The 22378-nt window shown below is 41.0% G+C and carries 16 protein-coding genes; 7 read left to right on the forward strand and 9 right to left on the reverse strand.

Features of this window, described 5'->3' with window-relative positions; all coding sequences use genetic code 11:
- The first annotated feature begins 99 nt into the window (after nt 1–99).
- The 4 genes from E4O04_RS11285 to E4O04_RS11300 all read left to right on the forward strand — a co-directional run bounded on the left by E4O04_RS11285 (nt 100) and on the right by E4O04_RS11300 (nt 6001).
- A complete protein-coding gene (locus tag E4O04_RS11285; RefSeq protein ID WP_253687185.1) occupies nt 100–759 on the forward strand; it encodes a CpXC domain-containing protein in 660 nt (219 codons plus the stop codon).
- A 3-nt stretch (nt 760–762) separates the two neighbouring features.
- Nucleotides 763–3021 carry a hypothetical protein gene (locus E4O04_RS11290; RefSeq protein WP_253708072.1) on the forward strand — a complete coding sequence of 753 codons (2259 nt, stop codon included), beginning with the start codon at nt 763–765 and terminating at the stop codon, nt 3019–3021.
- 10 nt (nt 3022–3031) lie between these two features.
- A complete protein-coding gene (locus E4O04_RS11295) occupies nt 3032–4276 on the forward strand; it encodes a type 2 periplasmic-binding domain-containing protein (RefSeq protein WP_253708075.1) in 1245 nt (414 codons plus the stop codon).
- A 66-nt stretch (nt 4277–4342) separates the two neighbouring features.
- On the forward strand, nt 4343–6001 hold the full coding sequence (locus E4O04_RS11300) for an AMP-binding protein (protein ID WP_253687180.1): 1659 nt from the start codon (nt 4343–4345) through the stop codon (nt 5999–6001).
- 74 nt (nt 6002–6075) lie between these two features.
- Here the strand turns inward: E4O04_RS11300 and E4O04_RS11305 are convergent, their stop codons facing one another.
- From E4O04_RS11305 to E4O04_RS11325, 5 genes are all read right to left on the reverse strand, one after another.
- A complete protein-coding gene (locus tag E4O04_RS11305) occupies nt 6076–6483 on the reverse strand; it encodes a ParB N-terminal domain-containing protein (protein ID WP_253687178.1) in 408 nt (135 codons plus the stop codon).
- A gap of 23 nt (nt 6484–6506) precedes the next feature.
- A complete protein-coding gene (locus E4O04_RS11310) occupies nt 6507–8066 on the reverse strand; it encodes a hypothetical protein (RefSeq protein ID WP_253708078.1) in 1560 nt (519 codons plus the stop codon).
- Between the two features lie 75 nt (nt 8067–8141).
- Nucleotides 8142–9089, reverse strand: a complete 948-nt coding sequence (locus tag E4O04_RS11315) for a M23 family metallopeptidase (RefSeq protein WP_253708079.1) — start codon at nt 9087–9089, stop codon at nt 8142–8144.
- Between the two features lie 36 nt (nt 9090–9125).
- Nucleotides 9126–11249, reverse strand: a complete 2124-nt coding sequence (recJ, locus tag E4O04_RS11320) for a single-stranded-DNA-specific exonuclease RecJ (RefSeq protein ID WP_253687173.1) — start codon at nt 11247–11249, stop codon at nt 9126–9128.
- 27 nt (nt 11250–11276) lie between these two features.
- The gene (locus E4O04_RS11325; RefSeq protein ID WP_253708082.1) at nt 11277–12608 is read right to left on the reverse strand and encodes a thymidine phosphorylase; all 1332 of its coding nucleotides are present in this window, start codon (nt 12606–12608) and stop codon (nt 11277–11279) included.
- A gap of 145 nt (nt 12609–12753) precedes the next feature.
- Between E4O04_RS11325 and E4O04_RS11330 the strand changes: the two genes are divergently transcribed.
- The gene (locus E4O04_RS11330; protein ID WP_253708085.1) at nt 12754–14172 is read left to right on the forward strand and encodes a pyridoxal-phosphate dependent enzyme; all 1419 of its coding nucleotides are present in this window, start codon (nt 12754–12756) and stop codon (nt 14170–14172) included.
- A 27-nt stretch (nt 14173–14199) separates the two neighbouring features.
- Here E4O04_RS11330 and E4O04_RS11335 read toward each other — a convergent pair whose 3' ends face one another.
- A complete protein-coding gene (locus E4O04_RS11335; protein WP_253687167.1) occupies nt 14200–14706 on the reverse strand; it encodes a deoxycytidylate deaminase in 507 nt (168 codons plus the stop codon).
- Between the two features lie 73 nt (nt 14707–14779).
- On the reverse strand, nt 14780–15967 hold the full coding sequence (locus tag E4O04_RS11340; protein ID WP_253708088.1) for a glycine C-acetyltransferase: 1188 nt from the start codon (nt 15965–15967) through the stop codon (nt 14780–14782).
- A 190-nt stretch (nt 15968–16157) separates the two neighbouring features.
- Here E4O04_RS11340 and E4O04_RS11345 point away from each other — a divergent pair, with 190 nt between their 5' ends.
- Together E4O04_RS11345 and E4O04_RS11350 are read left to right on the forward strand one after the other, a co-directional pair.
- Nucleotides 16158–16871, forward strand: a complete 714-nt coding sequence (locus tag E4O04_RS11345; RefSeq protein ID WP_253708091.1) for an RluA family pseudouridine synthase — start codon at nt 16158–16160, stop codon at nt 16869–16871.
- A gap of 143 nt (nt 16872–17014) precedes the next feature.
- Nucleotides 17015–17893: an Rpn family recombination-promoting nuclease/putative transposase gene (locus E4O04_RS11350; protein ID WP_253708094.1), complete on the forward strand. Its 879-nt coding sequence runs from the start codon at nt 17015–17017 to the stop codon at nt 17891–17893.
- 170 nt (nt 17894–18063) lie between these two features.
- On the opposite strand, the gene nifJ is transcribed toward E4O04_RS11350, so the two are convergent.
- Together nifJ and E4O04_RS11360 are read right to left on the reverse strand one after the other, a co-directional pair.
- Nucleotides 18064–21669 carry a pyruvate:ferredoxin (flavodoxin) oxidoreductase gene (nifJ, locus tag E4O04_RS11355; protein WP_253687160.1) on the reverse strand — a complete coding sequence of 1202 codons (3606 nt, stop codon included), beginning with the start codon at nt 21667–21669 and terminating at the stop codon, nt 18064–18066.
- Nucleotides 21638–22342: an aspartate/glutamate racemase family protein gene (locus E4O04_RS11360; protein ID WP_253687158.1), complete on the reverse strand. Its 705-nt coding sequence runs from the start codon at nt 22340–22342 to the stop codon at nt 21638–21640. Before E4O04_RS11360 ends, nifJ begins: the two co-directional genes overlap by 32 nt.
- Between the last annotated feature and the right edge of the window lie 36 nt (nt 22343–22378).

Here is a 22378-nt window from a genome sequence, read left to right on the forward strand (position 1 = left end):
TATGCAAGCCGGTATTTTGCCGGTCTGACAACCCGGCTCATAAAGCCCTTACATTTTTCTCTAAAATATGGTACAATACGAGAATATTGGAGTTTTATTATGAAGATACATTGTCCTTGCGATAAAAGTTTTGAAATTGAACATCATGCTAAAATAAATTTGGATAAGGAACCTGAAATATTAAAAAAAATAGCCGACGGTTCATATTTGACCTTTAAGTGCCCTCAATGCGGGAGAAAGGTCCGTTCGGAGATAAAGACAAGAATAGAATGGCCTTCAAAAAAGCTTGTTTTACTTTTTGTTCCGGAGGCCGATAGAATAGCCTGTCTTTCCAGCTGCTCGGGATTAAAAGAGATAAACGAAAAAACAAAAAAAGCTGAAAAGATAGAATATGAAAAAGCCGATGAAACCCCGGTTATAGGTTACTCGGAATTGGCTGAGCGGCTTGCCGTTGTTGAAGCAGGTTTAGATCCCCATGCCATGGAAGTTTTAAAATTCTTTATATTGGACAGCGGAAAGGACATAAAAGGAAAAAAGATAAAAATCTTTTTCCACTCGATATGCAATGACGGAAACTTTGAATTTTATGTCTACGGCTTAAAAGAAGACCAAGTAGCGGTTATGAAAATTCCTGTCAGATTGTATGACTCGGTTTGTCAAGATATCAAAAACAATAAAAAGTCTGAAGTCTTTACAGCCGTATATTTGGGGAACTATCTTTCCTACCAAAATATTTTTACCGAAGGAAGGGATTCATAGTTTATGTACAAAAAATATCTTTGTTTATTTTTTGCTTTAATTTTATGTTTTTCTTTAGGGGCTCAAAATCAGGATCTCCCTTGGAGCGAGGTTGCCGAAAATCAAGGACAAGAAACGGGCAATACTGCTCCGGACGAAGGCAACGCCGGCACAGATAAACCTGAATTCCAACAAACGGAAAGCAGTGAAACGGCAAACACAGAGAGCACGGAGCAAGGACAGAAACCGGCAGAAGAAAACGCAAGTACATCACAGCAGGCGCCGCCTGAAACAAGCGCTAATACAAGCCAACAAACTCAACCGGCAGAAAATTCAAACACACCACAGCAATCTCCGCCGGAAGAAAAAAAAATAAACGCCCTTGCCTTTGCTCAGGCTATGACCCTTGCAGTTGCAAACGACAAGGCTCTTTATTCACGCAACACAGCTTCAAGAGCAAACGCCCCTGAAAAAGACAGATTCCGCTCGGCAAAGGTTGTCCACAAATTTTCGGGCGGAGTTACAGAGATAATGAACTCAGGCACCTTGCCGATATTTTTTGCGGCCGGAAAGGACGGCTTTGTTACCAGATATTCCTATCCCAAATTTGAGCCCGATACTTGGCAGCTTTCAAGTATGCCCATACAAAAAATAGCCGTCCATCCTCAGGGAAAACTCGTCGCCGTTTATGAAACAAACGGATTCAGCGTTCACCAAGTTTCCCTTTGGGATTGGGCAAAAAAGAAGGCCCTATTTTCAAAGCGCTTATCCGATTCGGTCGTATCCCTTTCATGGTCGGCAAACGGAACCTACCTCTTCGTAGGCAACCGATCTACCGACGGCATTACCGTATTGGATTCAAAGGGCATCGTACAAAATATTTATCAGGAAGCCCCCGGAATAGTTTTTTTGGCAGCGACAGCATCAACCGAAAGAAGCATTGTAACTTACGGAGAATCGGGCCGCCTCGTTTACACAGATATATCAAAGAAAAAAAAGCTAAAAGAATTCAGAACAGAGAACAAACTTGAAAATCCGAATCTTATAAAAAACTTTACAAGAATTATCGGCTATAAGGACAATAATGTCTATGTAATAGATGCCGTTACCGGTGAAACGGTATCGAAACATCAAGCCCGATATGCCCTCTTCGCTTCTAAAATTCAAGACTCGGTTCCTATTTGGATCGAAAGAACAAGAAGAAAAAATGAATGGTGCATAAGACAGGGAGATGCTTCTTCAAAGGGATTTTATGTGCCGGGGAATTCCAAAATAACGGCAGCCCGCCATATTAAAAATCACATGATAATCGGAACCCGGGACGGTTCGATTTATATGATAGGCTTAAACGAAGACTCTTCGGTTAATCTTGAAAAACCTCTTGCCTACTCCGACTCAAAAATAGATGACATCACAAGTGACGGGAATGTTTTGTACATCCTAAAAGACGGAAAAATCTATGTTCAAAATTCACCTGAAGAAAAACCGGTTTCAATAATAGAAAACCTGAAAACAAATAAGTTTACGTTTTATAACAACGGCTTTTTGCTCTGGTCGGACATAAAAAAGGGAACACCGATATCCCACTACTCCCTTGATACAAAGAGCCTAAAAAAGATTATCACACCTAAGGAAACGGTTATATCGGTTTCGGTTTATAAGAATTTATTTTTATATGTCGAGTCGTTTAACGGAGTTACACTGGTTAATTTTGAAAACGGAAAAAAAGAATTCGTCTATAATGCCCCCGGAATTCAAAATGCGGTTCAAGTAGACGATAGCACAATGCTGATTGCCAAAAGTGCCATAGGCCGCTCTCAAACTCCGGTCTTTATAATAAACACCCTCACGGAAGAAACAAGCCCGATTCCTATGGAAGGAAATTTAGCCTTTTCCCTTGAACAAAACAGCTCGCGCCCTAACAGCCTTGCATGTTTTTTGACAGGGACAAATCCTTCACCTAAAACAGAGCTTCTTCATATAGGCTTAAACCGTAAGAATTTGATAGACAGCACTTTTAAGCCCATCCTTTCTTATAAGGAAGAAGACGTAGATGCTTTTTTGGAAATTTCGGGAAACGACATTTTAACAAACTTAGGGAACAGCTCCCTTGTTCACTACAATACCTCCTCAAAGCAGGGAAAAAGGTTGTCCCGTTCCTATGGATTTCCTAAAGAAGCGATTATCTTAAAAAAATATTTTATAAGTCTCAACTTCGGCGATACCCTATCGTGGTATGAGCGGAAGACCGGGGCTATTTTAAAAACAATAAACATAGAGTAAGAGAAAATTTATGAAAAAATATATTTTATTTTTGATCCTTGCAGCGATAATTTTTACCTCATGTACAAAAACCGAAGAGGACAAGATAGCGGTCATCTGGACGGACAGGGCGGAGTTTGTTTCATACTGTGAGGTTTTTAACAACTCTCAAAACGAGCACAAAATTATTGTAGAATACAAAAAAAATCCGGTCGATGCCCTTATAAATACGGAAGTCCAGCCCGACATAGTTATCGGTGCATGGCTTAAGGGCAAATCCGCCAGAGTAAAGTTTAGAAAGATCAATAATCTTTTCGGAGAAAAAAAAATAAACAAGAACGATTTTTATCCCGAGCTCTTAAACTTGGGAAATATTTCGGGCAATCAATATCTATTGCCTATAAGCTTTAACTTACCGATGATTATTTTTTCCTCGGCAAATAAGTTTAAAACAAAGAGCGACTTTTCAATTTCTCCTGATGAGATAAGAGATTTTTCGATTAAGTTTAACAAGGCAAACAGAGGGACATATACAGCAATGGGCTTTTCACCCCGCTGGTCAGATGACTTTTTATACATGAACACCAAGGGCTTCAATGCCTCCTTTGAAGAAGAAAACGATTTTTTTTCGTGGAGCGATAAGTCTCTTCAAAATGCAATAAACTATATAAGAGATTGGAGCAGCGAGGTAAATACATCAGCAGCAGCCGAAGACGACTTTAAGTTTAAATACCTTTATGATTCGCCCTATGTTTTAGTCAAAAACGGAAAATGTCTTTTTTATTATGCCTCGAGTGAGGAGCTTTTTTCTACACCTCAAAAACGATTGGAAAATATAGATTTTAGGTGGCTTGCCTTTAACGGAAAAACCCCTTTAAAGGACGATATTCTATATGGAGGAATCTGCAGCAAGGCAAAAAACGCTAAGGCCGCAGAAGCTTTTTTTATTTGGTTTTTTCAGGTCAAAACTCAAGAGCAGCTTTTAAATCGAGCCAATGAGATGGATCTTATGATAAGCGCCTTCGGCCTTGCAGGAGGCTTTTCGGCCTTGCGCCAAGTAACGGAAAAACTATTCCCAAGGTATTACCCTCTTTTATTGTCGCATCTCCCTCAAACTCAAAGTTTTTATGCACCCCATATACTGCCGAGCAACTGGCCGATGCTAAAAAAAGAAATTCTAATGCCCTATTTAAAGGATACATGTAATACCTCAATCTATCCTGATTCTATCCCTTCGCTTAATAAAAGGATAGCAGAATGGTACAAAAATCAATAAAAATGCAACCTTATTCCCCTTCAAGTGTCTTACTCATAGCAGGAATTATTTTAGCACGGAGGACTTATGCAGACAATTGATGATCTTGGAAAATACACCTTTCAGGCCTTATTAAGAAATTCGGCCTTAAAATTTTCGAATAGACCCGCTCTTTCATATGTATCAGAACAGCCCATAAGCTACAAAGAATTGGACGAAAAGGTTACCTCTATAAAAACCTTATTACATTCACTGGGAATAAAACCTCTTGATAAGGTAGCAATTTTCAGTACAAGTTCCCCCCAGTGGGCAATTTCATATTTTGCGATAGTTACACTCGGAGCTATTGCCGTACCTCTTTTACCTGATTTTAATGAAAGTGAGGCTTCATCCTGTTTAAAACATTCGGGAGCAAGGGCTGTCTTTGCGGGAGAAAAACTTTTAGCAAAATTAAACAATACGGATGACTTGGATATCATAATCAACATAAGCGATTTTGCAGTAAAAAAAGGAGAGGTAAAAACGGACTCTCCCCTGCCGGATCATGAATGTAAGGAAGAAGACACAGCTTCAATTATTTATACATCTGGAACAACAGGCCGCTCTAAGGGAGTTGTCCTTACACATAAAAACCTTATCTTTACGGCTATCGCAGGTCAACACTGTCAACGTATAAACCAATATGAGGTAGCTCTTTCAATCTTACCCATGTCCCACGTTTATGAGTTTACAATAGGCTTTTTAATGTTCATGCTAAACGGAGCCTGCATATACTACCTTGAAGGACCGCCTATTCCCCGAAATCTGCTTCCTGCCCTTCAAAAGGTAAGGCCTCATTTTATGCTGACCGTTCCTATTGTAATCGAAAAAATATATAAGCAAAAAATTTTGCCTGCCTTTAATGCAAGTCCTCTTATAAAGAAAATTTACGGAACAAGGCTCGGAAGAAAATTATTATGCCGTAAGGCCGGAAAAAAGCTAAAGAAGACCTTCGGCGGCCGTCTTAAATTTTTCGGTATAGGAGGTTCAAAAACGGATCCTATTGTTGAACAGTTTATGATCGATGCAAAGTTTCCATATGCGATAGGTTACGGCCTTACCGAAACCTCTCCCTTGGTAGCCTACTCCGCAGTGTATAAAACTATTCCCGGAGTGATAGGGGTTAATCTTCCCGGAGTCGAAATAAAAATAGGAGATCAAGATCCGCAAACCGGAGTCGGAGAGCTCTTGGTAAAGGGTCCCAATGTAATGCAGGGATACTACAATGCCCCGGACTTAACAAAGGAAGTCTTTACCGAAGACGGATGGTTTAAGACCGGCGATCTCTGCGTTATGGATGATAAGGGAAGGGTCAGCTTAAAGGGTAGATCAAAAAATATGATTTTAGGGGCTGCAGGAGAAAACATCTACCCTGAAGATATAGAATTTGTCTTAAACCAGCATCCTCTTGTATCAGAGGCCCTCGTCGTTGAAGGCGAAAACACATCCTTGGTTGCCTATGTCCGCTTACAGGATGCCATAGGAGATGCCGTGTCAGAGCTTTCCAATGCAATACTACATAAAAGAGAAGAAGTTCTAAACGAGATAAGATTTTTTGTAAACTCGAAAGTAAACAAATTTTCAAAGATAGATAAAATCGAAGTTGTAGAAGAATTCGAAAAAACGGCAAGCCAAAAAATCAAGCGCTATCTTTATTCTCTACGTCATAGAAAATCCCAACCTGAAGAGACAAAAGAAGAAGAATAAAAAAAGCCTCCCCAAAAGGGAGGCTTTTTTGTTTACTACATTTACTAAAATCGGTTTGATACTCCGGTAAAATATTAAGATTCCGGCAATTCCTTTTTTTTACCAAAGATCCGTTTAAAAAAGGCTTTTATTGAACGCCAGAGCCTTACAAAGAATCCGGGATTTTTTAAGCGGTTAAGACGGGTAAAAGCATTTAAAAGCTCCTCATCCGAAAACTGCTGTCTTTGCACATTTTCTTCAATCTCGATATCGAGAGCGAGGCTCTCATCTTCTACAGAAAGAACCCTTGCTTCTATAGTTTTCCAACCCAGTTTTTTTGCTGCTTCCACCCTTCGCTGACCGGCTATAAGCACCTTGTTTTGATCTACAATAATCGGATTTAAAAGCCCGATACGGTTTAGGCTTTCTGCCAGCTCATCAATTTCTATAAATTCTTTTCTGGCTCTTTGCCTTACCCTTATCTCCTCTATGGGAATCTGCATAAGTCCTCCTTGTATCAAAGGATTTATTTTCCATACTCCTTTGACATACTCTCCAGCTTCATCATAACCTCATTTTTAAGTTTTGTCCACTCCTCAGGATTCATTTCGAGTACATTCACTTTATCTTTCGGCATTTCCATAGTTTTTACAATCTTGTTTGTGATAAGCATTTTTGATTCAAGCTCAGCTTCAAGGCTGCCGCCGCCCAGCTCTTCAGGAGTATTTAAGCTTATTTTATAGATACCGAATTCCGCAGTATCGGCAGTCTTATTAAAACTGCCCGAAACAGACATTTCCATTCTTTCCATCGTATTGTCTTTATCCATATCTGCTTCGGTTTGTTCTGCATATACAGGTATCATTTTTGGGAAGCCGAAATTCATTGACACCTTAAAATTATCCGATTGCTTTGTTTTATCTATAAACACGGAATAATTTGCATCAAAAATTACCGATTTTTCATCCATTGAATTTTTATGGCTCAAGCAAATATTTATACTAAAATCAGCCTTGTTTTCATTTGATTCGCCTCTGCTTTTAAATTCCATAACGGCGGAAGAAGGGAGTTTATTTTCAATAACTTCTATACTTGCAGTTAAATTATTTAGAACATAATCATAGTCTCCAATTTCATAGCTTAATTTAGCTGCAGGCTTATTTTCTACAAAAATCGTAAACATATCCTTCGAAATTAATCCGTCTTTTACGCTTATTTCTTCGGTAATACGGAAACCTTCAGGGATAGCCAATTTTTCGGGCGAAATCTCTTCGGAAAACTTATCCATTATTTCTTTTGTAAGAATATTTTCATACATACTCAACATTAACTTAAGCCGGTTATCGTTTTTTAATGCATACCAAATAAGAGAGGGAACTTGTTTTAGCTGTTCATTATTAAAACTAACCATATAACCGGAATCCGTTTTTTTGATGTCGGCATTTTTATAAAGAGATTTTTCTGCCTTGGCATATCTTTTTTGAGAATGTCTGTCAAGCTTCATAGTCATCATGTTTTTTATTTCGTTATATGAAAAATTCATATTAAAAAACGAAAGAAAGTCTTTAGGATAGATGAGAGCTAAAAATTTACCTATGCCGTTTGAGGGCAGATAGAAGGTCTTATCTTGCAGCAAGGGACTTGCAGCCTCAATATTTTTATTTCCCAATTTCATAATCAAAGCAGGAAGCTCAGACATTCCGGGAACCGGACTTTTGATACCATAATAATAAATTATAGCTTTTTCTTTTTGGTCATTGATAAAAGTAAAATTTAAACCGATGTTGTTTTCGATAAGCTTCTCAATACCGGCTGTATTCAAAGGTTTCTTATCAGCCTCGGTTCTCTTAATAGTATTTTTAAAATCCTTAATCCTGGCATCAAAAGTAATTGAACCGTTTTTTTCCAGTTCACTGCTCATAAAATATTCATCTGCAAATTTCTTAATGGATTTTTCGGCTCTCGCCCTCGACTCTTTTTTTAATGCAATAATGTCTCTTTCGTCCTTTTTGCCGCAGGAAATAATAAGGCTCAAGGAAAGGACTCCAATAAGGGTGAATAAAATAAAAGATTTAAAATTTTTCATATAGTACCTCATACGAACAGTATAAAAAATTTAAGAGAACTTGTCAACACTATGTAGCTATATAACCATAAAACTCTAAAATAATTCTTTTTTAAGAAGAAGTTCGGGATCGGCAGGCACTTCATTTATCCGCAGCTCCCAATGAAGGTGGGGGCCTGTAGAAAAACCTGTTGTTCCGATATCGGCTATTTTTTCTCTCATTTTTACAAAAGAGCCTTCTTTTACATGAATCTTGTTGAGGTGATAATAAATGGTGTAAACGGCAGGAGCGTGCTCTATTACAAGGGTCCATCCGGTTACTATTCTGTTTTCGGCAAGCACAACCTTTCCTTTTCCCGGAGCAAAGATCGGAGTTCCTATAGGAGCCGGATAATCTACTCCCCAGTGACGGCTTACCGAGGTTTTTCCGTCAGTATATTTTGAGGTGCGTTTTTCGGCAAATGTTGAGCTTATTCTTTTAGCATCAAAGGGCATTGAAAAGGGGCCCTTAAAATAAAGGCTTTCAAGGTTTTGTACCTTTAAAATTTCTGCAAATCTGTTTCTTTGCTCCGCTTTTTTGGGGCTTTTGTCTTTTAAAATTTTGGTGTTTTTTGCGCTTAAGTTCATTACAAGCTCTTTAAATTCCTTTTCCAAAACCTCAAAGCCCCTGTCTTCTTCAAACAAAGCACCTTCGATTATCAGATGAGTCCGAATCTTCCAGCTTCCGCTTTTCCACCAAACGGCGACAGCAGAAATAACAGCCCATTCTTTTTTCGATTTGTCGATGGGAAAGGCATTGATGGTTTGTACTTTTTTTTCTTCCACATTGTATACACTAATCCAAGCCCTTTCTATCCCGCGCATAGCCTTAAATTTGACGGTAAAAAAAGATCCAAGCTCTCCGCTCTCCGGCATCGAAACAATATAGAGAGGTTTTGCGGATTCGGCATCCTGTTCTTTTTCTGAAACTTCAGCTTTACCCGATGCATAAATATTTAGCAAAAAACAGAAAAAAATAAATACATGGAGCTTTCTTTTTAACATTCATCATCCTTGATTTTAGCTAATCAGTAATTTTAGCTAATCTATTTTTTTTAAATCCCGGATCACCATCTTAGGCGTAACGGATCCGTTAAAGTAATTTTTAGATACATTGAATACTATATCGGCATAGTCCCCAACCTTAAATTCCGTTCCAAGCTTTTCGGCAGCCTTCCAATAAAGAGCATTCCATTTATATTTTCCGCATTCCAAGTTAAAGCGCAGATGAAGAGGTTCAGCCTTGCCTATAATGTTTGCATTTAAAATCTTTACCCTCTTTGTCATAAAGGTCAAGGCCGGAGAATTGCATCCGTAGGGTTCAAATTTATCGACCAAGTTTAAGATTTCCGGTTTTAAATATTCATGAGGAAGTTCGGCATCAATTGTAAGCGTTTCGGAATTTGAATCATTTTCAAATTCCATTGCCCGGGAAAATTGTTTTAAACTTTCCAAAAATTGACGAAGCTTTTCCTGCTCGATGCCGAAACCTGCCGCAAAATCGTGTCCTCCGTAGTCCAAAAAAAGCTCGCTGTAGGGTTCAAGGAAGTCTAAGAGACGGAAGCCTCTGGCTGACCTTATGGAGGCAACCGCACTTCCGTCAGGCATCAGGCAGATGGCAAGGGCCGGGAGCTTAAAGTATTCGGCCAACTTTCCTGCAAGGATGCCGGTAATGCCGCGATGAAATTCCGCGCTGACGGCAACTACCAATTTTTCGTTATAATCCTTTAAGCTTTCAATAGCCAGAGGCAGGGCAACTTCCCAAGCCTTAGCTCCGAGAGCCTTTCGATCCTCATTCATTTGAAATATTTCTTGGGCCTTAGCTGTTCTTTCACCTGAATCTTGAGCAAGAAAAAGCTCGATAGCCGTTTCGGGGCGGCCCATCCTGCCGGCGGCGTTTACCAAGGGCGAGATGTTCCAAGCTATGTCTTCGGTGCCTATGGGTGCTCCTAAGAGTTTTTGCATGGCCATCAGGTCTACAAGTCCGAGTCGGGGTTTTTTGTTTATCTCTTTTAAGCCTTGTTTTACTATGATGCGGTTTTCCCCGGAGAGCTCCATGAGGTCGGCAAGGGTTGAAAGAGCGACCAGCTGAATTTCGGAGGCCTCGCGTTTTCCGTAAAAATTGTTTTTTTGCTGAACAAAGGTTATGAAGATATTTTTAAAGGTTTCAAGTTCCGACCGGTTTTCTTCGTAGTATTTTCCTATAGTAGAAAATTCTTTTAGGCGTAAGAGGCTCATGTCTCCCATCTGCGGAAACTGTTTTGCAACCTCGGGTTGAAAATCAAAAAAATTAAATTCGATTCCGTTCCCGAAGATGTTTTTAAGCTGTTTTTTTTGCAAGGGAGCATCCCAGACAAAGATCTGCTGACCGTTTAAAAAAGAGCCGAGCCTTGTTTCCGAAAAGGAAAGCATCCCCGGAACGATGGTTTCGGTGATTTTTCCGATTTGAACCATGTTTACAAGTTTTACGGCTTCGATCGAATAAGCATCATTTACAGGCCTTACATTTAAAAGGGAAACCTGCTGCTTATAAAAGGGCTGCATTCCGAAGCGGAGGGCGGTAATGAGCTTCCACGCCGTTGCACAGCCCGATAGGTTTTCGTGAGGGTAGCCTGAATCGGGAACCTTACAGTTTATTATTACGGCTGCATCCGGTAAGGTCTCTTGGGGAGTGTGGTGATCGACCACGATTACATCAATGCCTAAACTATTGGCTTTTTCGATTTCCTTAAAATTGGAAATACCGCAGTCCACAGTGATGATAAGAGTTCCGTCATTTGCTGCATGTTTTTCTACGGCTTCAATAGAAAGCCCGTAGCTTTCATCCCCGGTCGGGATGCGCCATGACACATCAAGGCCCAGATCTTTTAGGGCTTCATAAAGAAGGGTTGTGCTTGTAATACCGTCAACATCCCTGTCGCCGAAAATTAAAACCCTCTCGCCTTCTTCCTTTGCATCCAAAATACGGTCTACGGCATCTTCCATGTTCTTAAAGAGGAAGGGACTGTAAAGATAGCGCATGTCCTCTTCCAGATAGAATAGAATATCCTTCCCGTCTATAATTCCTCGGCGCACCAAGATTGCCGAGGTCAGGGGATCACAACCGTATTTTCTTTTTATTTCGTTTACCAGTTCGGGACCGATTTCTTTTTTTTGCCAGTTCATTTTTTTTCTCCGCAGCAGGCTTAAATTTTAAAGATCTTCTTGTTTGATAATTTTAAAAATAAGCTTATCCTTTTGCGGAGCCTTATCGGAATATGCTAAGGCATTTTTCAATAAGGGCATCGAAGCGGAAACGGAAGCCGAATCCTTTCCGTAGACCCTCATTATAAGGTCGTCTTTTTTTACAGAGTCTCCCTTGTGCTTTAAAATTTCGACTCCGGCATCGGGGCATACGGGATCGGTGGTTTTGTTTCTTCCGACTCCGAGGTTTACGCCGGCCATTCCGACCTCAAAGGCATTTATGCTTTCGATAAAGCCGTCCTTCTCGGCCCTCAATTCTTCAAAGAATTTGCTTCGGCGGGTTTTGTACTCGGCCATGAGGGTCTTAGGATTACCGCCCTGAAGTTCTATATTCTGCATAAAAAGCTCCAAGGCCTTGCCTGAGCTTACGGCTTCTTTTGCAAGAACAAGGCCTTCTTCTTCAGTCTTTGCCTTGCCGCCGAGGATGAGCATGTGGGCTGCCAGATGCAGGGTGAGCTCGGTGCTGTCGGCGGGGCCTTGTCCCTTTAGAATATCGATGGTTTCTTCTATTTCCAAAAAGTTTCCGGCCATTGTGCCGAGGGGTTCATTCATATTGGTTATAAGAGCCCTCGCCTTTTTTCCCATCGCCTTAGCCGTGCCTACAAGGCTCACTGCAAGAGCCTCTGCATCGTCCAAGGTCTTCATAAAGGCGCCCTTTCCGCATTTTACATCGAAAACGAGGGCTTCGGAGCCTTCCGCAACTTTTTTCGACAAAATACTCGAAGTAATAAGCGGAACCGATTCGACCGTGGCCGTAACATCGCGCATCGCATAAAGGAGGCGGTCGGCAGGAACAATTTCCTTTGTCTGCCCCGTCATCGCAAAGCCTGTTTTTTCTATAAAGGATCTAAATTCGGCTTCCGTTAAGTTGGTACGGTAACCCGTAACGGCTTCAAGCTTATCGAGGGTTCCGCCCGTATGGCCAAGGGCCCGGCCGCTCATCATGGGAACCTTAATGCCGTTTGCCGCAACAATGGGTGCAAGCGGAAGAGAGAGCTTATCCCCTACCCCTCCGGTAGAGTGTTTATCGACAAAGGGCCCTTCAAGCCCTGAAAGATCCATAACCTTCCCGGAATGAAGCATAACATCGGTAAGGACGGCAGTTTCTTCAAAGGTCATTCCGTTAAAATACACGGCCATAAGCCATGCCGAAATCTGGTATTCGGGGATTTCACCTCTTACATAAGAATTTACAATAAACTCTATCTCTTTGCGGTTTAAGGGTTCAAGATTTTGCCCCTTTATTCCGCGTTTTTTCATAATAATATCTGTTGCTCTCATGTGTTACCTCTCATTTCTGATATTAGTATGAAAAAACATAAATGTCAAGTCTAAAACTTGATTGACTTGATAATTGACAATGAATGATTTATATTGTAAAATATCAAATGTGAAGAATCTATGTAAAACTTGTGGATAAGTAGGGATGAAATTTTACGATATAACCGATAAAAATATTCAGGTCTCTTTTAAAGAAGCCGTACTAAGAGGTTTTAACTCTGAAACGGGGGGAGTTTTTATGCCGGCGGAATTCGGCAAGGTAAGTCAGGCCATGATTTACCGAAATCCTCCGTCTTCTTTTAGGGATATAAGTTTTGAAATTATAAAGAATTTTTGCGGAGACGAAATCCCTGAAGGCGATCTAATGTCGATAATAGCCCAGTTTTATCCTCACAGGCTACCGATAAACCCGATAACGCCCACAACCTACGTTTTAGAGCTATTTCACGGACCTACATGCAACTACAAGGACATCGGGGCCGGTTTTTTAGCCTATCTTTTAGAATATTTTAACAAGGACGAAGATGAAGATATTAACCTCATTGTTGCAGCCTCAGGTGAAAGGGCCTGTGCCGCCGCCTCAGCCGTTTCCCAGGTGAAAGGGGTCAATGCCCTCCTTTTATATCCTCAAGGCTCATTAACGGAAATACAGGAAAACATCCTTTCTTCAATGCCTAAAAATATCTACCCCGTTTGTGTGGAAGGATCCTTTGAAGATTGTGAAAATCTTGTGAATAAGGCAATAAAAGATGAAGATTTACTGAAAAAATTAAAATTGGTCTCGGGAGGAGCCTTAAACATAGCACCTCTTTTACCGCAAACGGCCTTTTTTGTATATGCAGCCCTGACCGTCTTATACCGCAGCGATTACGATAACAAAATTGAAAATCCTTCAATTACAGCTTCAGTGCCTTCAGGAAGTTTTTCATCTCTTACGGCAGCCCTGATTGCAAAAAAAATGGGAACTCCAATAAGCGGCTTTATTTCGGCAGAAAACGAAAATCATGCTCTTTCAGACTGGCTGACCCTTGGAGATTTTGAAAAAAGAACAGCAATAAAAACCAATACGCCGGCCCTGGATATTCCAAATACAATCAACTTTAAACGTATGCTTCAAATCTACGATTTTGAAGAACTAAAAAAACTGATAATTCCTTATTGGCTTGACGGTGCAGGAACCGTGACAGCTGTCAGGTCTTGTCATGAAAGAACAGGTTATATTATCGATCCTTACGGCGGTATGGCTTGGACTGCATGGCAGGATATCTACCACGGAGTCTTAAATTCAGTAAAGAGAAAAAATTCCGAAAGCGGCGAAGAACCGGGAATTCCTTCAAAATATGCAGATGTAGAAACATGGGCATCTTCGATCCGGAGAAACAACATGATAGGCATAATTCTTCAGACCTCTCATCCTGCAAAGTTCCCCGAAATCATGAAACCGGCCATAGGAAGGCCGCCTTCATTACCGGATAGACTTGAAAGCCTGCAATATAGGCCCTTAAAAGCGGTAAATCTCTCTCCCGACTATTACGAATTCAAAGAATGGGCATTATCTCTCTAAAGGCTTAAAAGTAAAAAGAGTGATTCCCTACTGACCCTTATATTCTTCGAGGGAATCGGAAATATGCTCAAGGATTATCCCTGCTTTTTTAAACATTTCGATTGTATCGGCTGAATCGTGATAGCGTTTTTCGGCTACGACACGCACTATTCCGCAGTTAATGATGAGCATGGCGCAAGTACGGCAGGGGGTCATCTTGCAGTAGAGGGTTGCTCCGTCTATGCCGATACCTCGCTTTGCTGCCTGACAGATGGCGTTTTGTTCTGCATGGACGGTTCTCACGCAGTGTTGGGTAATGCTTCCGTCCTCGTGCTGAAGTTTTTTAAATTGGTGACCGACATCATCGCAATGAGGAAGGCCTGTGGGAGCTCCTACATAGCCGGTAACAAGAATTTGGTGATCGCGTGCAATAACACAGCCCGACCTTCCGCGGTCACAGGTAGCTCTTTTTGCAATTGCCCTGCAAACATCCATAAAGTATTCATCCCATGAGGGGCGCTTATATTTTTCTTCATTGTTATTTGTTGCTGCCATAAACTTTTCCCTATAAATAAAGCACCGGTTTGAGCTTTCCAAATCGGTGCTTTTCCGCATTCAAAGAATAGGATTAAAGAATTCCCATTTCTTTGCCGACTTTTTCACAGATTTTTACGGCTCTGTCAAGCTGCTCTGTGGTGTGGCCTGCAGTTACCATACATCGGACTCGGCCGGTTCCCTTGGGAACTGTGGGGAATACGATGGGGCCTGAGAACATACCGTTTTCAAAGAGCTTTTTGGAGAATTCCAAGGTCTTGGCCTCATCTCCGATGATAATCGGGGTGATGGGGGTTTCGCTGCGGCCGATATTGTAGCCGAGCTTTCCTAAGCCCTCTTTAAAGTGCTTGGCATTTGCCCAAAGTTTGTCCGTATGTTCGGTTGATTCCATGAGCATCTTAACGGCTTCTATGGCGGCTCCTACTGCTGCAGGAGGAAGACCTGTCGAGAATAAGAAGGGGCGGCCTCTGTTTTTAAGCCAGTCGATTGTTACCTTCTTTCCTGCAACATAACCGCCTACGACACCGATAGCCTTTGAAAGAGTTCCCATTGCAACGTCAACTCTTCCGTGAAGCTTAAAGTGGTCTACGGTTCCGCGTCCGCTTTCTCCCAAAACACCGCTTGAGTGGGCATCATCAACATAGGTTAGACAATTATATTTTTCTGCAAGAGCAACGATTTCGGGGAGCTTGGCGATATCTCCGTCCATAGAGAAAACTCCGTCGGTTATAATCAAAACGTTGTTGTAGTTGTTTCTTTTTTCTTTTAAAACTCTTTCAAGGTCAGCCATATCCGAGTGTTGGAAAACTGCCTTGTCGGCTTTTGAAAGGCGGGTACCGTCGATGATTGAAGCGTGGTTAAGCTGATCGGAGATGATTAGGTCTCCCTTATCTGTAAGGGCCTGGATAACGCCTGCATTGCAGTTAAAACCCGATTGGAAGGCTAAAACGGCTTCTTCTCTTTTAAATTCGGCTAAGAGTTTTTCCAAGTCGTCATGAATCTTCATGTTACCGATGATGGGGCGTACGGCTCCGGCTCCGGCTCCGTATTTTTCGATTGCTTCGATAGCAGCCTTTTTAAGGCGAGGATGATTGGCAAATCCTAGGTAGTTGTTGGATGAAAGGTTAATAACTTTTTTTCCGTTAATAACACATTCCGCGTCACTCGGACCTTCAAGAGTAACAAGCTCCTTGTATAAGCCCTGCTCTTTTAATTCTTGAACTTTCTTTTGTAAAAATTCCATATCATGGATATTCGACATAGGTTCCCCCTAATAAAATGTTTAAAATTCTTAAAGGTAAATAACTTTAAGATTGAGACATTATTTATCTTTTTGGCGATATTGTCAAGAGCCGTCATCAGCCGATATGCTTGAACAAATTAAAACCTGTTGACAAGGCTATTGATTTTTTTATATCATGCTTTAGAATTTTTTGGTCAGGGATTTTTAAATGCAAAATGAAGTGAGAATTTTATTTGAAGATAATTTTTTTGCCGTGGTTTTAAAAAACTGCGGAGACAATTCCCAGACCTTTTTTAAAAAAGCCTTTAGCGAGAAAAAATATGCCGAGGCCGTAAACCGATTGGATAAGCCTGTAAGCGGCTTGGTTCTAATTTCTTTTTCTCCTCAAATGCATACAAAATTGAATAATCTTTTTAAAGAAAAAAGTGTAAAAAAAGAATATTGGGCAATCTGCAAAAAAAGAGAAGAAGCCAAAACTAAATCCCCCGCAGCCGATTTTAAAATAAACCCTAAGTCTTTGTACAAAAAAGAATTGTGCGAAGCCTATCTTGAGTTTAACACCAAAATACAAAAGGGCTTTGTAACCGAATCAAAACAAAGAGGAAAAAAAGCCTCGCTTTATTGGGAGCTTTCAGGTATCGGCGATAACTATAATTTTTTACGGGTCTTTCCCGAAACAGGCCGCACCCATCAAATCCGCATTCAGCTCGCCCATTTGGGGATGCCAATAAAGGGAGACATCAAATACGGCTTTGAGCGCACCGAAAAATCGGGCGGAATAAGACTCCACGCCTACTCCCTAAATTTCTGCCATCCTCAAACAAAAAAACAAATAGAAATTTCCGCCCTTCCGCCCTCTCCCGATAAGCTATGGTCGGCCTGCATTGAAGCTTGCTTAAAAGCAAAAGAGTTTGACAAATAGATTACAGTTTTTCGATTTCGGATTCGGGAAGGCCGGTTATTTTCTTGAATTTTTTAAAATTTTCCTATGTATTACAAACAATTTCTATAATAATTATGAGAGGGGAAAAATATTCCTTTAAATAATTTATCATGGAGGTTGATATGAAACAAGCATTTAAAATTACCCTGCGAAACGACTACGCCTTTAAGCGTATCTTCGGAGTAGAAGAAAACAAGGATATTCTACAGGATTTTCTGGAATGCATTCTGGATATTCCGTCTGAAAACATCGCAGGTTTGGAACTTTTAGATAAGGAGTTTCATAAGGAGCTTTTAAGTGAAAAATTAGGTGTATTGGATATAAAACTAAGAATAAAAGACGGAACTTTTGTAGATATCGAAATTCAAAACCTTTGGCACCGTGATTTTGCTGAGAGAACTTTGTATTATTGGTCTAAAATGTACAATGGAGGTATAAAGCAAGGTCAAGACTATACAAAACTTCCAAAGTGTATTACAATAAACTTAATAGGGCAAGGTTTTAATAAAAACAAACGTCTCCACAACAAGTATCTTGTTCTGGAAAAAGACACAAAAGAGCCCTTACTTTCAAAGCTTGAGATTCATATACTAAACCTTGAAAAAGCTAAAACCTTAAAAGAATCTCAATGCAAAGATAATAAAACAAAAGGCTTATTAAACTGGCTAAAATTTATCGAAACCGATGATAAGGAGGTAAGAAAGATGTTGGCACAAGAATCACCCATGATGAGAAAGGCAAATACAATGATAGAAATAATTGAAATGAGTCCCAAGGATAGATGGCTCTATGAATCCCGCATGAAATATGAACACGATAAAGCTTCATGTATAAATGAAGGTTATCAACAGGGGCTTGAAGCCGGAATTGAACAAGGCTTTGCTGATGGAGCATATAAAACAAAACTTGAAACAGCCTCTATGTTTAAAAAACTAGGAATAGATATCGAAAAAATAGCTGAAGGAACAGGTCTTAGCAAAGAAGAAATACAAAAATTATAGCAATCACAAATCAAAAAACAATCAAAACATAAAAAAAGCGGACATCTTTTCCCGTAGGAAAAGGATGTCCGCTTATCAGCTAATTTTTATTGGAGCGGCAGCGTAATCGCCCGGCTGTTTAAAAATTCAATTTTTAAATAGCCGAGGCGAGTACTAGGAGCCAATAAAAATTACTCGGCCATACGCTTATACCGATTATACCTCTCCTTAGCGTCTTCCTCTGCGTGCTTGAATAAGACTTCCGCAACATCGGGGAAGGTCTTTTTAAGCGAGGTGTAGCGGACCTCGGAGTTGATGAAGTCTTGGAATGAGCCGGTCGGTTCCTTGCTGTCGAGCTGGAAGGGATTTTTGCCTTCAGCTTTTAAGCGCGGGTCAAAGCGGTATAGGTGCCAATAGCCGGCCTCAACAGCCTTTTTCTCCTGTTCAACGCTTCTTCCCATTCCGGATCTGAGTCCGTGGTTAATACAGGGAGCGTAACAGATAACGATAGAAGGACCGTCATAGCTTTCGGCTTCTTTTATGGCCTTTACAAACTGGCTCATATTGGAACCTATGGCAACCTGAGCTACATAAACATAGCCGTAGGTCATAAGCATTGCACCCAAATCCTTTTTGCGGATTCGTTTTCCGCCTGCCGCAAATTTTGCAACAGCCGCTGTGGGGGTCGACTTTGAGGACTGTCCTCCCGTATTGGAATAAACTTCAGTATCGAATACGAGGATGTTAAAGTCTTCGCCCGAAGCCATGGTGTGATCAAGACCGCCGTAACCGATATCGTAGGCCCATCCGTCTCCTCCGAAGGACCATACACTCTTTTTGACGATAAAGTCCTTCAGCTTGTAGATATATTCCAAGAGCCTGTCAGCCTCGATATTTCCCGTATTATATTTGAAGGTGTGGCTTTCGGGTTGAGGAAGATAATCGGCAGCATCCGTATTCTTTACGGCCGTATTTCTAGGCGGCTGATGAGCATCAAAGAGGGCCTTAATCTTATCGCAGGTCAGGATATTTGCTTCAACATCTTTTTTGTTTTCAATCCATTCTTTAAAGAGCGGAGTAAAATCGGTTCCGACATTGAGCTCGATAAATTTTTTCATATAGTCTTCGGCTTGTTCTCTTAGCTTGCGGGCACCGAGGGCCATTCCGTAGCCGTAGTTTGCATTGTCTTCAAAAAGGGAACTTGCCCAAGTGGGACCCTTACCCTTTTCGTTATAGGTAAAGCCGGCAGTGGGATAAGAACCTCCCCATATCGAAGAACAGCCTGAAGCATTTGCTATCATCATGCGGTCCCCGAAAAGACGGGTAACAAGGGTTGCATAAGCTGTTTCGCCGCAGCCTGCACAAGCTCCGTGGAATTCCAAGAGAGGCTGCTTAAACTGGCTTCCCTTAACCGAGAACTGATCCATAAGACCGTGCTTTGTAGAAACATTGTCAACTGCATAGTCCCAGTTTTTCGCCTGAGCTTCTTCCTCTGCTAAGGGCTTCATAACGAGGGCCTTGTTCTTTGCAGGACAGACATTTGCACAGTTTGAACAGCCTGTGCAGTCCATAACCGAAACCTGCATCCTGTACTCAAGCCCTTCAAGACCCTTTCCGTTGGCCTTTATTGTCTCAAAGCCTTCAGGCTTTGCAGATCTTTCTTTTTCGTCAAGAAGGAAGGGGCGGATTACGGCGTGCGGACATACAAATGAACACTGGTTACACTGAATACAGTTTTCCTTTATCCAATGCGGAACTTCAACAGCAACGCCGCGCTTTTCATATCGGCTTGTGCAGTTAGGCATTCTTCCGTCTTCAACACCCTTAAAGGTACTTACCTTTAGAGCATCGCCTTCCTGCCTGTTGATAGGAATAAGTACATTGCGTACATAGGGCGGAAGATGAGAATTTAAAATAGCAGAATCCTCTGCATTTGCCCAAGCGGCAGGAACGGCAACCATGTGAAGAGAGTTAACTCCCTTTTCTACTGCTGCATAGTTCATGTTTACGATGTCTTCACCCTTTTTACCGTAATCTCTTACTATGGATTTTTTTAAACTGTCAACGGCTTCTTCAATAGGAATAATTTCTGCAAGTTTAAAGAAGGCAGACTGCATTATCATATTGATTCTTCCGCCCAGACCGATATCTTGAGCAATACCTGTAGCGTTTATGGTATAAAACTTAATTTCATTTTTTGCGATAAAGCGTTTCATCTCGCCGGGGAGGTTGGCTTCAAGCTCCTCATCTGACCAGAGACAGTTAAGCAAGAAGGTTCCGCCTTTTTTTAAGCCCTTCAATAAATCGTATTGATGAACATAGGACTGTTTTGAACAAGAAATAAAGTCGGCATCGCTTATAAGGTATGTTGACTTTATCGGCTGCTTTCCGAAGCGGAGGTGAGAAATTGTTACGCCTCCCGATTTTTTACTGTCATAGGCAAAATAGGCCTGGGCATACATACCCGTGCTGTCTCCGATAATCTTGATGGCGCTCTTATTTGCACCGACAGTTCCGTCAGAACCAAAGCCCCAGAATTTACATCTGATTGTTCCGGCAGGTTCGGTTTTAATTTCCTCTAAAACAGGAAGGCTTAAATTGGTAAGATCGTCTTCGATTCCTACAGTAAAGTTATTTTTAGGTGCATCGGCTTTAAGATTATCGAATACGGCCTTTACCATTGAGGGGGTCGTATCCTTAGAAGCCAAGCCGTACCTTCCGCCCACGATTAAGGGCTTATTGGGTACATCAATGTAAGCACCGAGTATATCCAAATGAAGGGGTTCATAAAGAGCGCCTTTTTCCTTTGTTCGGTCAAGAACGGCAATCTTTTTAACCGTCTTCGGCATTACATCAAAAAGATATTTAGGCGAGAAGGGGCGGTAAAGTCTTACCTTAATAAGACCTACCTTTTCTCCCTTAGAAACAAGGTAGTCAACCGTTTCTTCGGCCGTCTCGGTGATAGAACCCATGGCGATAATTACTCGTTCGGCATCGGGTGCTCCGTGATAGTCGAAGGGGCGGTAAGTTCTTCCTGTCAAGGCAGAAATCTGCTTCATATAGTCTGCAACTATTTCTACAACGTCTGTGTAGAATTTATTTGAGGCTTCCGAGGCTTGGAAATAAACATCGGGGTTTTGAGCCGTTCCCTTTGTAAAGGGATGCTCGGGATTCATGGCTGTGGTGCGCCAATCGTTTAAGGCCTTCCAATCAAGCATCTTTGCGAACTCTTCATAATCGATGAGTTCGACATTTTGAAGTTCATGGCTGGTTCTAAACCCGTCAAAAAAGTGGAGGAAGGGAACTCTTCCCTTTATTGCTGCAAGGTGAGCAATACCGCCGAGGTCGATGATTTCCTGAACCGAGCCTGAGGCAAGCATACCGAAACCGGTCTGACGGCAAGCCATAACGTCCTGATGATCGCCGAAAATAGAAAGGGCATGAGACGAAAGGGCTCTGGCCGATACATGCAAAACACCCGGCAAAAGTTCACCGGACATCTTGTACATATTGGGTATCATAAGTAAAAGCCCCTGACTGGCTGTAAAGCTTGAAGCTAAGGCTCCGGCAGAAAGGGCTCCGTGCATTGATCCTGCAGCTCCCGCTTCGGATTCCAATTCCGAAACAAGAACAGTTTGACCGAAAATATTTTTTCTTCCGTTGGCAGCCCATGAGTCAACCAGCTCAGCCATATCTGATGAGGGCGTAATCGGATAAATGGCAGCCACATCGGTAAAGGCATAGGCTACATACGAAGCCGCATTATTACCGGTCATTGTTTGTGTTTTCTTTTGCATACTCTTTTTTCTCCTTAGTATGTAATATGGTTTCCAGCATTTTATCTGCCGGGTCTATAATTCTAATTGAAGTGTATTTTTCCAATTCTTTTTTTATATATGGAAAATGGGTGCAGCCTAATATGAGGCTGTCTATTTTGTATTCATCTATTTCAATTTTTTCAAGATAAGATAAAAAGCCTTTAAGATTTAATAGTTTTACTATTTCAGCCGGACTAAGACCCTTTTCGATGAGTCTGACTATACTAATATTTCCAATCGGAATAGTATTCTTATCTTGGTTATAGCTTTGAATAATCCTGTCTATTGTATAAGCCGATAATCCGTTTGCAGCTAAAATAGCTATATTTTTACAATAGCCAGGTAAATTTTTATATGTATCTAAAGGACTAAAAATTTCGATATTTAAAAGTTTTTTTATTTTTTCATAATCAACGGCAGCACTTAAGGAGTTACAATATATGACGATAATATCAGCTCCTTGGGATAAAGCTTCTTTTGATTTTGTAATAAAAAGTTCCTCAAGAGCTTCTTGTGAAAAATACTGTAAATTTGATTGCTCATCACAGTTACTCGACATAGGAACGGCAATAGCTTCTAAACCGTGCCCTTTTAAAAGTTCTACTCCCATTCGGGTATCAACTGTGGTTCCGGCAAACACAGCTGCTTTCAAAAATCAACAACCTCCATTTTAAATACGGACAGGTGA

This window comes from Treponema sp. OMZ 799 (assembly GCF_024181365.1).
In the GTDB taxonomy this organism is placed as follows: domain Bacteria; phylum Spirochaetota; class Spirochaetia; order Treponematales; family Treponemataceae; genus Treponema_B.